This is a genomic window from Actinotalea ferrariae CF5-4 (genome assembly GCF_000603945.1).
Taxonomy (GTDB): domain Bacteria; phylum Actinomycetota; class Actinomycetes; order Actinomycetales; family Cellulomonadaceae; genus Actinotalea; species Actinotalea ferrariae.
The window spans coordinates 1-12,295 of record NZ_AXCW01000098.1 but is presented as its reverse complement, the minus strand read 5'-3'; the positions used below and the strand labels follow the sequence as shown (position 1 = coordinate 12,295).

Below are 12,295 nucleotides of genomic sequence, written 5' to 3'. Positions count from 1 at the left end.
CCCGGCGAGCCGGTCCAGCCGGTCGTCGAGGCCGTCCGGGTCGAGGCCGAGGCGGGGGAACTTGTCCCGGCCGTGCAGGTAGAGGACGACCGTGTTGATCGTCGCGGCCAGCGGCACCGCGAGCAGCGCGCCGAGGATCCCCGCCGTGAGCGAGCCGGCCGTGACCGCGAGGAGCACCGCGACCGGGTGCAGGGAGACGGCGTGGCCGAGCAGCAGCGGCTGCAGGACGTTCCCCTCGAGCTGCTGCACCGCCAGCACGATGACGAGCATCGCCAGCGCGGCACCCGGGCCCTGGTCGACCAGGGCGACGAGGACGGCGATCGCTCCGGTGGCGATGGCGCCGACGAACGGGACGAACGACGCGAGGAACACCAGGACCGTCAGGGGGACCACGAGCGGGAGGCCCAGGATCGCCGCGCCCAGCCCGATGCCCACCGCGTCGACGAAGGCGACGAGGATCTGCGCACGGACGTACGAGGAGAGCGTCACCAGGCCGCGGCGCGAGGCCTCCCAGGTGCGGTGGCGGGCGCTGACCGGCAGGAGCCGGACGAGCCAGGCGCCGATCATGGGCCCGTCCTTGAGGAAGAACAGCAGGACGAACACCGAGATGACGGCGCCCGCCAGGACGCTCCCGACGGTCGTGGTGACCGCCAGCGCGCCGGAGACGAGGGTCGAGCTGTTCGCCTGGATCTGGCTCTGCGCCTCGGCGATGTAGGCCTCGATCTGCGCGGTCTCCACGCCCAGCGGGCTGTCGGCCAGGTAGACCAGCAGCGCGGAGAAGCCCTCCTGGGCCTGGCCGTACAGCTCGCCGAAGCCCATGGCGAGCTGGCGACCCACCACGGTGAGCAGGCCGCCCACGAGCCCGACGAGGCCCACCACGCAGACCGCGGCGGCGAGGACCCGCGGCACGCGCGCCGTGCGGACGAGCCACTCGGCGACCGGGTGCAGGAGCACGGTCAGCAGGAGCGCGATGACGACGGGGACCCAGATGACCTTGCCCACCGAGAGGCCCAGCGCGAGGACCGCGACGGCGACGGCGATGAGGAGGAGGCGCCACGACCATGCCGCGGCGACCTGGACCGACCGCGGCACCGAGTCGAGGACCGGCCGCTCCGCCGGCCCTCCCCCGGTGGGGACGGTCATGCGAGGGCCTGGCCCAGGTCCGCGACCAGGTCCGCCACGTCCTCGATGCCCACCGAGAGCCGCACGAGGTCGTCCGGCACCTCGAGCGGGGACCCGGCCACGGAGGCGTGCGTCATCTGCCCGGGGTGCTCGATGAGCGACTCCACGCCACCGAGGGACTCCGCGAGCGTGAACACGCGGGTCCGCGCGCACACCTCCAGGGCCTGTTCCCGGCTGCCGACCCGGAAGGAGACCATGCCCCCGAAGCCGGACATCTGCCGCGCTGCGAGCTCGTGGCCGGCGTGCGAGGCCAGCCCCGGGTAGATGACCTGGTGGACGGCCGGGTGGCCCTCGAGGAAGCGCGCCACGGCCTCGGCGTTCGCGCAGTGCCGGTCCATCCGCACGGCCAGCGTGCGCAGGCCCCGCAGCGTCAGCCAGGCGTCGAACGGCCCCGCGACCGCGCCGGAGGCGTTCTGGTGGAAGGCGACCGCCGCGGCGAGGTCGGCGGAGCCCGTCGGACCCTCCAGGCCCACGGGCAGCTGGGCGCCGTCGCGGACGACGAGCGCCCCGCCGACGACGTCGCTGTGCCCCCCGATGTACTTGGTCGTGGAGTGCACGACGACGTCCGCGCCGAGCGCGAGCGGCTGCTGCAGGTAGGGCGTGGCGAAGGTGTTGTCGACCACGAGGACGGCGCCGGCCGCCCCGGCGAGCGCCGCGATCGCCGCGATGTCGCTGACGCCCAGGAGCGGGTTGGTCGGCGTCTCGACCCAGACCACCTTCGTCCGGCCCGGCTCGATCGCCGCGGCGACGGCGTCGAGGTCCGTGAGGTCGACGGCCGTGTGGTCGACGCCCCACGGCCCGAAGACCCGCGCGACGAGCCGGTAGCTGCCGCCGTACGCGTCGTCCGGCACCACCATGTGGTCGCCCGGGCGCAGCACGGCGCGCAGCAGCGTGTCCTCCGCCGCGAGGCCGGAGGCGAAGGCGAAGCCGCGGGCGCCGCGCTCGGCCGCGGCCAGGGCCTCCTCCAGCGCGGTCCGGGTCGGGTTCGCCGAGCGCGAGTACTCGTAGCCGCCCCGCAGGCCGCCGACACCGTCCTGCTTGTAGGTGGAGACCTGGTAGATGGGCGGGACGACGGCACCCGTCGCGACGTCGGGGTCCTGGCCCGCGTGGATGGCCCGGGTGGCGAACCCGGCGTCGGTCCAGTCGTGCGGCGTCGATGAGGTCACGCGCCCAGGCTAGAGGTCGCCGCCGACACCTGGCGCACCCACCGCGCGCGCCACCGCGCACGCCACCGCGCACGCCACTGCGCGCACCACGGCGCACACCTCCGCCCGCGCCCTCGTGCGCGCCCGCCCGGCGGCACGCGAGGGAACAGGGAGGCCGCCGTCGGGCGTTCACCCGTACGACGCCCGACCGACCCCTGCAGGAGGGAACGCCCCGTGTTCGGATCGCTGTTCGGATCGACGATGCGCACGACCATGGTCACCCCGGAGCGCGCGCTCAAGGGCCGCCCGGAGCCCGTCTTCACGGTCCCGGAGACGCACGCCGTCCTGGGCACCCCGCTGCGGGGCCCGTGGCCGGAGGGCACCCAGGTGCTCTACCTGGCGATGGGCTGCTTCTGGGGTGCCGAGAAGGAGATGTGGCAGCTGCCCGGGGTCGTCACGACCGCCGCCGGCTACCAGGGCGGGTACACCGAGAACCCGACGTACGACGAGGTCTGCTCGGCGCTGACCGGCCACACCGAGGCGGTCCTCGTGGCCTACGACCCGCAGCGCCTGCCGACCGCCGAGCTGCTGCGGCACTTCTGGACGCTGCACGACCCGACGCAGGGGTTCCGGCAGGGCAACGACGTCGGCACCCAGTACCGCTCCGCGGTCTACACGACGACGCCGGAGCAGGCCGAGCTGGCCCGCACCACCCGCGAGCTCTACGCCCCCGAGCTGCGCCGGAACGGCTACGGGGACATCACCACGGAGATCCGGCCCGCGCAGGAGGCCGGCCCCTTCTGGTACGCCGAGGACTACCACCAGCAGTACCTGCACAAGGTCCCGAACGGCTACTGCCCCGTTCACGCCACCGGCGTCGCCTGCCCTATCCCCGGCTGAGCCCGCTGGAGGAGCCGCCGTCGCCGAGGACCCGCAGCGCCTCCGCGACTGCGGCCGCGTACTCCCCGCGAGAGAACGTGAACGGACCGAAGCCGTCGTACCGCCGCTCGGGGCGGTGCGGCTGGCGGAAGTCCGACCAGGTCACGTCGTCCGCGTCCGCGGTCACCGACGCCTCGAGCGGCCAGCACCCGACCTCGCCGCAGTCGCACGCGAGGAGCCACAGCCGTCCCGGCCGGGGCCACTGACGCGGGTCCCGTCCGACGAGGTACGCAGCCAGGTCGCCGAAGTCGAAGTGCTCGAGGACCAGGCCGGCGTACCCCCCGGCCGGCTCGTGCCCCTCCTCTCGCTCGAAGGCGGCGACGAGGTCACGCAGCGGCGTGCCACCGACGACGGGCTCCACCTCGGTCCGCCCGTCGTCCCGGTCCACCCGGAACCCGATCGTCCGCGGAGCGCTGTCGTGCACAGGGGTTCCCTTCCGAAGCCGGAGCGTCGGCCATGGTGCCACCCGGCGCGCCGCCTGCGCTGAGCCTGACGTCCTCAGGTCGCCCCTCCCCCGTCCCGAGAGGGACCCGATCATCCTCCAGAGGTACGGGCTCGGGGCGTGAGGTTACGTCCCCAGGGGGTCCCTCGCCGGCACGCCCGTCCGTAGGTTCGAGACGTCGAACCAGAGGAGGGGACACACATGATCGAGGCCCAGGGCCTGACCAAGAGGTACGGCTCGAAGACCGCGGTGGACGGCATGACGTTCACGGTCCAGCCGGGGAAGGTCACCGGCTTCCTCGGCCCGAACGGGGCCGGGAAGTCCACGACGATGCGCATGGTCGTCGGCCTGGACCGGCCCACGGCCGGCACGGTGACCGTCAACGGCCGGCGCTACGCCGAGCACCGCGCGCCGCTGCAGGAGGTCGGCGCGCTGCTGGACGCCAAGGCGGTCCACACCGGCAGGACGGCCCAGAACCACCTGCTCGCCATGGCGGCGACCCACGGCATCGGCCGACGGCGCGTCGACGAGGTCATCGAGATGACGGGCCTCGGCCCGGTCGCCCGCAAGCGGGTCGGCGGCTTCTCCCTCGGCATGGGCCAGCGCCTCGGCATCGCCTCGGCGATGCTCGGCGACCCGGCGACCCTCATCCTCGACGAGCCCGTCAACGGCCTGGACCCCGAGGGCGTCCTGTGGGTGCGGAACCTCGTGAAGTACCTCGCGGGTCAGGGCCGCACCGTCTTCCTGTCCAGCCACCTCATGAGCGAGATGGCCGTCACGGCGGACCACGTCGTCGTCGTCGGGCGGGGTCGACTCCTCGCGGACGCACCGGTCCAGGAGATCGTCGGGCTCGCCGCGGGCACCACCGTGCGCGTGCGCAGCCCGCAGGCCTCGGCGCTCGAGGAGCTCCTGCGGCGCCAGGGCCTCGCCGTGACGTCCACCGAGCTCGGCCTGCTCGAGGTGACCGGCGGCACCGCCCCGGCGATCGGCGACGCCGCGGCCGCGGCCGGCATCGCGCTGCACGAGCTCACGCCCGTCCACGGCTCGCTCGAGGACGCGTACCTCCAGCTCACCGCGGACGACGTCGAGTTCCACGCCGACCCGTCCGCCGCCGGACGCCCCGCGCTCGCCGCGGCCGGCGCACCCGAGCCCACCCTCTCCTCCGGCGCGACCGCGCCGACGACCGAAGGCGCACTGCGATGACCACCCTGGCCCCCACCGTCCCCGGCACCGCCTCCGCGCGGCCCGGGCGCACGACCGTCCACCCGGTGACGTTCCCGCGCGTCGTCGCCGCCGAGTGGATCAAGTTCCGGACCGTCCGCTCGACCGTCTGGACGATCCTCGTCACCGTGGTGGCGATGGTCGGGATCAACACCCTCATCGCCTGGGGCATGTCGATGGCCCCGGCCGAGGCGCAGGGCGGGCCGGGCACGACGAGCGTCGTCACGCTCCTGTCCTCCGGTGTCACGATGGCCCAGCTCGTCGTGGCCGTGCTCGGGGTGTTGACCGTGACGACGGAGTACACGACGGGGATGGTCCGGTCGTCCTTCGCCGCGGTGCCGCGCCGGCTGCCGACCCTCGCGGCCAAGGCGATCGTCCTGGCGGCCGTCACCCTCGTGGTGAGCCTGGTGTCGATGGCCCTGTCCTACGTCACGACGCTGCCCTTCCACGACGCGCTGGGCGCCACGCTGGACCTGTCCGACGGCGAGACCCTCCGGATGGCGCTCGGCCTGCCGCTGTACCTCGTGGCCGTGGCGCTGCTGGGCCTGGGCTTCGGTGCGCTCCTGCGCAGCTCCGCCGGCGCGATCGCGACCGTCGTCGGGCTGCTGCTCGTCGTCGAGAACGTGTTCATGCTCGTCCCGCTGCGCCTCTTCGAGGTCGTGAGCCCCTTCCTCCCGGCCACGGCGGGTGCGCGGATCATGTACGACGAGACGATGCTCACCATGATCGACACCATGAGCGAGGGCGCCGTGCTCACGCCCTGGCAGGGCTACGGCGTCATGGTGGCCTGGGTCGTGGTCCTCCTGGGCGCCGCGGCGGTGCTGCTGCGCCGGCGCGACGCCTGAGGCGCCCCGAGCGCCCCTCGGCGCCTGGGAGAGTGATCGCATGAGCACCACCGGCGACGCGCGCGGGCCCTCCACGGTGCCCGCCGCGTCGCCGGGGCCGTCCGCGACGCCCCCGGCGCCGGGCCTGCCGTTCACGCTCCAGGGCGCGCAGCGCGCCGGACGGGTCCGGCGCTTCTTCCTGCGCCACCCGCGGGCGATGGACGCCTTCGTCGTGGCGTGGTTCGCGGTGCCGAGCCTGGGTATCGCCGTGGCCGACCCGCAGCCCGGCCGGGCCGTCGGCCCCACGGTCGCACTGGTCGTGGCCGGCGCCGCGACCCTCGCGCTGCGGCGTCGCGCCCCCGTCCTCGTCGCGCTCGCGACCGCCGTCCTGGCCGCGGTGACGTCGGTCGTCGCGGCCGCCCTCACGGGCTTCGACTTCGCCCTCGCGTTCGCCCTGTACGCCGTCGCGTCGCTGCGGCCGGCCCGCGTGGCCTGGCCGGTCGCGGCCGTGACCTTCGGCATCGTGAGCGGCACGATCCTCGCCGTCGGCGACCCGACGGTACTCGTGGAGGACGCCCCGCTGTCCCCCGAGGCGCGGTGGGCGGAGGTGACCGGGGTGCTCGTCCTCGCTCTCGGCGCCATGTCCGTGGGCATCAGCGTGCGCAACCGGCGGCTGCACCTGCTGGACCTCGTCGAGCGGGCCAACGCCCTGGCCCGCGAGCGCGACCGGCAGGCGGAGCTCGCGCTGGCGGGCCAGCGGACACGGATCGCCCGGGAGATGCACGACGTCGTCGCGCACAGCCTGTCGGTGATGATCGCCCTGGCCGACGGCGCGTCCGCCGCCCTGGAGCGGTCGCCGGACCGCTCGCGCGCGGCGCTGGACGAGCTCGCGGGGACCGGGCGGTCGGCGCTGGCGGACATGCGCCGCATTCTCGGCGTCCTGCAGGACGTCGGCACCCCGCTGGAGCCGCAGCCCGGCGCGGTGGACCTCGAGGGCCTCGTGGAGCGTTTCCGCACCGCGGGCCTGCCCGTCCGGACGACCGGGCTCTCCACCCCGTTGCCCGACGACGCCGGCCTGCAGCTCGCGGTGTTCCGGATCGTCCAGGAGTCGCTCACCAACGCCCTGCGCCACGCGCCGGGCGCGGAGGTCGTCGACGTGGTGCTCGGGCGGGACGACGACGGCGTGGTCATCGAGGTGACCGACGACGGCGCCACCCTCCCGGGCGGCGAGACCGGGGGCGCCGGCCAGGGGCTCATCGGCATGCGGGAGCGGGCAGCGGTCTACGGGGGCGGCGTCACCGCCGGCCCGCACGGCACGGGATGGCGGGTCACGGCACGGCTCCCGTGGGACGGCACCGCGGGGACGGCGGAAGGGGAGCGGGCATGACGGGTCAGGGCACGAACGGTCAGGGAGCGAACGGCCGGGGCGGGACCGGCGAGGACGCGGTCGGACACGCCACGACCGCGGGAGCACGGCCCCGCGTCCGCGTGCTGCTCGTGGACGACCAGGCGCTCCTGCGCATGGGCTTCTCGTTGGTGCTCGACGCGGAGGACGACCTCGAGGTGGTCGGCGAGGCGGGCGACGGGCGGGCTGCGCTCACCCAGGTGGCCGCGCTGCGGCCCGACGTCGTCCTCATGGACGTCCGGATGCCCGGGATGAACGGGATCGACGCCACCGAGCGGATCGTCGCGGACCACCCCGGCACGCGGGTGCTCATCCTCACGACCTTCGACCTCGACGAGTACGCCTTCGCCGCCCTGCGCGCCGGCGCCAGCGGCTTCCTCCTCAAGGACGCCCGCCCCGCGGAGCTGGTGGCCGCGATCCGGGCGGTCGCCTCGGGTGACGCCGTGGTCTCCCCGCGGGTCACCCGGCGGATGCTGGAGATGTTCGCCGACCGCCTGCCGGCCGCGCCCCAGCCGGGCGACGACGGCCCGGGGGGCACCGACCCGCGCCTGGCCGGCCTGACGCCCCGGGAGCTCGAGGTGCTCCGCGCCGTCGCCGAGGGTCTGTCCAACGCCGAGGTCGCCGCACGGTTCGTCCTGTCCGAGGCGACGGTGAAGACGCACGTGGGCCGCATCCTCGCCAAGCTCGGCGTGCGGGACCGGGTCCAGGCGGTGGTCCTGGCGTACGAGACGGGGCTCGTCGGCACCTGAGCGACCAGGGCCGGGCCGGGGACCGACGGCGGCCCGGACCCCGCAGGGTCCGGGCCGTCGTCCGGCGCGTGGGTCAGTGGCGCGTGCCGACGACGTCGACCACGAAGACGAGGGTGTCGGTGCCGCCGATGCCCGCGGCGGGCATGCCGCGGTCGCCGTAGCCCAGGTGCGGCGGGATGGACAGCAGCACCCGCGAGCCGACCTGCTTGCCGACGAGACCCTCGTCCCAGCCGGCGATGACCTGGCCGACGCCGATGCCGAAGGAGATCGACGAGCCGCGGTCGTAGCTGTTGTCGAACATCCGGCCACCCCACACCTGGCCGTAGTAGTTGACCTCGATGTCGTCCCCGGCCTCGACCGTGTCGCCGGAGCCCTGGTGCAGGACCTGGACGGCGAGGTCGTGCGGCGCCGGGGTGTCGGGGAAGGTCAGGACGGGCTTGTCCCCGAAGGAGCCGGACGCGGTGGGCAGGTTCTCGGGCATGGGTCGCCTCTCGTGTCGGTTCACCGTGCGGTCACCGCACGGCCGACGACCATCGTGCCGCATCCGGCGCGACGGGACCTGTCGCAGTCAGATCCGGTCGGCGAACCAGCGCAGCTGTCGGGCGAGCTGGTGCTGCTGCCCGCCCTCGTGCTGGTTGAACGGGTACTCGACCATCTCCGCCGTCGGCCGCGTGCCCGTCCGCTCGGCGGTCAGCTCGCCGTAGTGGTTGTGCGCCGCGTAGACGGTCGACGGCGGGCAGGTGCGGTCGCGCAGCGCGACGGAGAACAGCGCCGGTGCCGTAGCGCGCCGCGCCAGGTGCAGGCCGTCGAAGTGGTCGAAGGTCCGCAGGACGGTCTCCACCCGCTCGCGGTGCACCGACAGGTACACCGCCAGCTCCTGGTAGGGGAAGGCGTCGGTGACGTCGAGCGCCCGCCGGACGTGGCACAGGAACGGCACGTCGGGCATCACGGCGACCAGGTCCGGCACGAGGCCGGCGACCGCGAGGGCGATCCCTCCGCCCTGGCTGATGCCCTTGACCGCCACGCGCGACGCGTCGACGCCGTCGAGCGCCCGCGCCGCCTCGACCGCGCGGACGCCGTCGGTGAAGAGCCGGCGGTAGTAGTGGTCGTGGGGGTCCTCGATCCCCCGCGTCATCACCCCCGGCGTCGCGTTGCCCGCGCCGACCGGGTCCGCCGTGGCGCCGCCCGAGCCCCATCCGCTGCCCTGGCCGCGGGTGTCCATGACCAGGTGCGCGTACCCGGCGGCGGCCCACAGGGTGTGCTCGTGGGGCAGGCCGCGACCCCCGCCGTAGCCGAGGTACTCCACGACGACCGGCAGGTCCTCCGTCGCCCCGGCGGGTCGGGTGAGCCACGCCTTGATCGGGTGCCCGCCGAACCCCGCGAAGGTCACGTCCAGGACCTCGACGAGCGGCAGGCCGACGTCGACCCGCTCCGCCCGCAGGGCGAGGTCGTGGGCCCGGGTCTCCTCGAGCGTCCGGGACCAGAAGTCCTCGAGGCCGTCGGGCTCGGTCAGCGGCGCGCGGTAGCGGCGGAGGTCCTCGACGGGCAGGTCGATCAGGGGCACGGCATCTCCTCGGGGGTCAGGTGGTCACGCCGGCGAGGACGTCCCCGCGCGCCACGACGGTCACCGGGTTCCCGTCCGCGGTGACGACGACGACGTCGTCCTCGGTGAGCGCCGCCCGCAGCGACGCGAGCGACTGCCCGTGGCCGACGAGCGGCAGGGCGGGCTCCAGGTGGTCGGCGACGGGGTCGGTCGGTGCGCCGCCGTCGGCGAGGAGCCGGAGCAGACCGCGCTCGCTGACCGAGCCCGCCACCTCACCGAGCCGGACCGGCGCCGGGGCGGTGACGACGGGCAGCGCGGGCAGGCCGTGCTCCCGCAGCGCCGCGACGGCCTCGGCGACAGACTGCTCGGCGCGGACGTGCGGGAAGGCGCCGCCCCGGCGCGCGAGGACGGCGTCGGCGACCGCGCGGACCGACGCGGCGGCCACCGTCCCCTGCCCGGCGGCGTCGTGCCCCTCCGCGTCTGCGGCGCCGTCGTCCTCCGCGAGGAAGCCGTGCTGCTGCATCCAGCGGTCGGAGAAGATCTTGGACATGTAGCCACGGCCGCCGTCGGGCAGGATCACCACGATCGTGGCCCGGGCGGCCGCCTCGGGGTCCTCCTGCTCCAGCCGCTCGGCGAGCCGCAGCGCGGCGACGACGGCCATGCCGCAGGAGCCGCCCACCAGGAGCCCCTCCTCGCGGGCGAGGCGACGCGTCATGTCGAAGGACTCGGCGTCCGTGACGGCGATGATCTCGTCCGGCACCGACGGGTCGTAGGCGCCGGGCCAGAAGTCCTCGCCCACGCCCTCGACGAGGTACGGACGCCCGTCGCCGCCGGAGTAGACCGAGCCCGCCGGGTCCGCGCCGACGACGCGCACGCGTCCGCCGTCCTGACCGGAGCGCTGGGCGCTGACGTCCTTGAGGTACCGGCCCGTGCCGGTGATGGTCCCGCCGGTGCCGACACCGACGACGAGGTGGGACACCGTGCCGTCGGTGTCGCGCCAGATCTCCGGGCCGGTGGACTCGTAGTGGCTCGCCGGGCCGTTGACGTTGAAGTACTGGTTCGGCTTCCAGCCGCCCGGGATCTCCGCGGCCAGCCGGTCCGAGACGGAGTAGTAGGACCGCGGGTCCTCGGGGTGGACCGCGGTCGGCGTCACGACCACCTCGGCGCCGTACGCGGCCAGGACGTCCCGCTTGTCCTGGGAGACCTTGTCCGGGCAGACGAAGACGCAGCGGTACCCCTTGCGCTGCGCGACGAGGGCGAGCCCGACCCCCGTGTTCCCGCTCGTCGGCTCGACGATCGTGCCGCCCGGACGCAGCTCGCCCGACGCCTCCGCGGCCTCGATCATCTTCAGCGCGATGCGGTCCTTCACCGAGCCGCCGGGGTTGAAGTACTCCACCTTGGCCAGCACGGTCGCGGCCAGGCCCCGGGCCACCGAGGTGAGCTGGACCAGGGGCGTGCCGCCGACGAGCTCGGAGATGTGCTGCGCGTACGTCACGGTGGTGGCTCCTCGGGGCAGGGGTGGTCTGCGGCGCCCACTCTAGGCAACGCCGCTCCCGGCTGCGTCACGCCGTCCCGCCCGGGGCGGGGAACGCCGAACCGCCCCGGTGCGGGGCACCGGGGCGGTTCGGGGTGGGGCTGGAAGGCGTCGAGGTCAGTCGCTGCCGCGCAGGATGGCGAGCAGGCGCAGGAACTCGACGTACAGCCAGACCAGCGTGACCATGAGGCCGAACGCGGCGGTCCAGGCGAACTTCGCCGGGGCGCCCTGCTCGACGCCGCGCTTGATCGCGTCGAAGTCGACGATCAGCGAGAACGCCGCGAGGCCGACCGCGAAGAGGCCGATGAGGATGCCCAGCGGGCCCTCGCGCAGGCCGAAGCCGTCGAGCACGCCGAACATCACGAGACCGAAGTTGACCAGCGAGAAGACCAGGTAGCCGGCCATCGCGATGATGAGCCAGCGCGTGAACTTCGGGGTGACCCGGATCTTGCCGGAGCGGAAGAGCACGAGGGACGCCGCGAACGTCGACACCGTGGCGAGGACCGCCTGGATGACGATGCCCTCCCACTGCGCCTCGAAGATCGCGCTGATGCCACCGAGGAACACGCCCTGGGCGGCGGCGTAGGCGATGATCAGCGCCGGGCTGGGGTTCTTCTTGAACGCGTTGACCAGGCCGAGGACCAGGCCGACGATCATCCCGACGAAGAACAGCTGCGGCGCGATCAGCCAGGTGAAGGCACCGGTGACGAGCAGCACGGCGAACAGGCCGGCCGTCTTGACGATGACGTCGTCGTAGGTGAGGCGCCCGGTGTCACGCGTCGTCGCCGACGGCGACCCGTACATCTGCTCGAGCTCGCTCTGGCTGTACTGCGGCTCGCCGTAGGGGTTCGTCTGCGGCTGCCCGTACGGGGCCTGCGCGGCCCCGCGGCCGCGGCGCTCGCCGAAGACGGCGTTGTTGCTCAGGACAGGGTTGGACACGGATCCTCCTGGTCGCGGCGGCTGCCACCCGCGGGGTGCGGGCGGACACTTGTCGCTGGCCGTTCACTACATCCTAGGGAACGCCACCGACCCCGCCTGAGTTCCCGCACCGGCCGAGACGTCCGGCAGACGTCCGGCACAGCTCCCGGCACCCTGTCCCGACCCGTCGTCACGACCAGAGCGCGGCGTCGGGGGCGGGCGTGGCGTGGCGTGCCCCCGGCGGGGTTCGAACCCGCACTGGACCGGGTTTAAGCCGGCTGCCTCTGCCGGTTGGGCTACGGGGGCGACGCGCCCGCCATCCTGCCAGGAGCGCCGTCGTCGGCGGCCTGATGCGGCTCGGACTGGCACCGGCTCAGCCCTGATCCACCGGTC

12 protein-coding genes and 1 tRNA gene are annotated in these 12,295 nt (G+C 74.4%); 5 read left to right on the top strand and 8 right to left on the bottom strand.

Annotation, left to right across the window (positions count from 1 at the left end):
• Together N866_RS10405 and N866_RS10400 are read right to left on the bottom strand one after the other, a co-directional pair.
• Window positions 1-1,143 (bottom strand): AI-2E family transporter (locus tag N866_RS10405; protein ID WP_052022869.1); only part of this gene is annotated, 1,143 nt, incomplete at its 3' end.
• Window positions 1,140-2,348, bottom strand: coding sequence for a cystathionine gamma-synthase (locus tag N866_RS10400; protein WP_034226103.1), 1,209 nt, complete (start codon window positions 2,346-2,348; stop codon window positions 1,140-1,142). The genes N866_RS10400 and N866_RS10405, both read right to left, overlap by 4 nt.
• Window positions 2,349-2,588: 240 nt before the next feature.
• Between N866_RS10400 and msrA the strand changes: the two genes are divergently transcribed.
• Complete coding sequence (gene msrA / locus N866_RS10395; RefSeq protein ID WP_034226115.1) at window positions 2,589-3,227, top strand: peptide-methionine (S)-S-oxide reductase MsrA; 639 nt, start codon at window positions 2,589-2,591, stop codon at window positions 3,225-3,227.
• Here the strand turns inward: msrA and N866_RS10390 are convergent.
• Entirely contained in the window at window positions 3,214-3,690 is a 477-nt protein-coding gene (locus tag N866_RS10390) for a hypothetical protein (protein WP_216699431.1), read from the bottom strand. The genes msrA and N866_RS10390 overlap by 14 nt on opposite strands.
• 219 nt (window positions 3,691-3,909) lie before the next feature.
• On the opposite strand from N866_RS10390, the gene N866_RS10385 reads away from it, so the two are divergent.
• Genes N866_RS10385 through N866_RS10370 form a run of 4 tightly spaced genes read left to right on the top strand, consistent with a single transcriptional unit; the run spans window position 3,910 to window position 7,907 of the window.
• A complete protein-coding gene (locus N866_RS10385; protein ID WP_052022866.1) occupies window positions 3,910-4,911 on the top strand; it encodes an ABC transporter ATP-binding protein in 1,002 nt (333 codons plus the stop codon).
• Window positions 4,908-5,774, top strand: coding sequence for an ABC transporter permease subunit (locus N866_RS10380; protein WP_034226101.1), 867 nt, complete (start codon window positions 4,908-4,910; stop codon window positions 5,772-5,774). The genes N866_RS10385 and N866_RS10380 overlap by 4 nt, the downstream gene beginning before the upstream one ends.
• 40 nt (window positions 5,775-5,814) lie before the next feature.
• Window positions 5,815-7,140 (top strand): sensor histidine kinase, encoded by a 1,326-nt coding sequence (locus N866_RS10375; RefSeq protein WP_052022862.1) that lies wholly within the window; start codon window positions 5,815-5,817, stop codon window positions 7,138-7,140.
• On the top strand, window positions 7,137-7,907 hold the full coding sequence (locus tag N866_RS10370; RefSeq protein ID WP_081802545.1) for a response regulator: 771 nt from the start codon (window positions 7,137-7,139) through the stop codon (window positions 7,905-7,907). Before N866_RS10375 ends, N866_RS10370 begins: the two co-directional genes overlap by 4 nt.
• Before the next feature lie 73 nt (window positions 7,908-7,980).
• On the opposite strand, the gene N866_RS10365 is transcribed toward N866_RS10370, so the two are convergent.
• From N866_RS10365 to N866_RS10345, 5 genes are all read right to left on the bottom strand, one after another.
• Window positions 7,981-8,388 carry an FKBP-type peptidyl-prolyl cis-trans isomerase gene (locus tag N866_RS10365; protein ID WP_034226100.1) on the bottom strand — a complete coding sequence of 136 codons (408 nt, stop codon included), beginning with the start codon at window positions 8,386-8,388 and terminating at the stop codon, window positions 7,981-7,983.
• An 87-nt stretch (window positions 8,389-8,475) separates the two neighbouring features.
• Complete coding sequence (locus tag N866_RS10360; RefSeq protein ID WP_034226098.1) at window positions 8,476-9,471, bottom strand: acetylxylan esterase; 996 nt, start codon at window positions 9,469-9,471, stop codon at window positions 8,476-8,478.
• Between the two features lie 16 nt (window positions 9,472-9,487).
• Window positions 9,488-10,945, bottom strand: coding sequence for a cystathionine beta-synthase (locus tag N866_RS10355; RefSeq protein WP_034226096.1), 1,458 nt, complete (start codon window positions 10,943-10,945; stop codon window positions 9,488-9,490).
• Between the two features lie 156 nt (window positions 10,946-11,101).
• The gene (locus N866_RS10350; RefSeq protein ID WP_034226094.1) at window positions 11,102-11,923 is read right to left on the bottom strand and encodes a Bax inhibitor-1/YccA family protein; all 822 of its coding nucleotides are present in this window, start codon (window positions 11,921-11,923) and stop codon (window positions 11,102-11,104) included.
• A 211-nt stretch (window positions 11,924-12,134) separates the two neighbouring features.
• Window positions 12,135-12,208, bottom strand: a tRNA-Leu gene (locus N866_RS10345).
• Window positions 12,209-12,295: the final 87 nt, after the last annotated feature.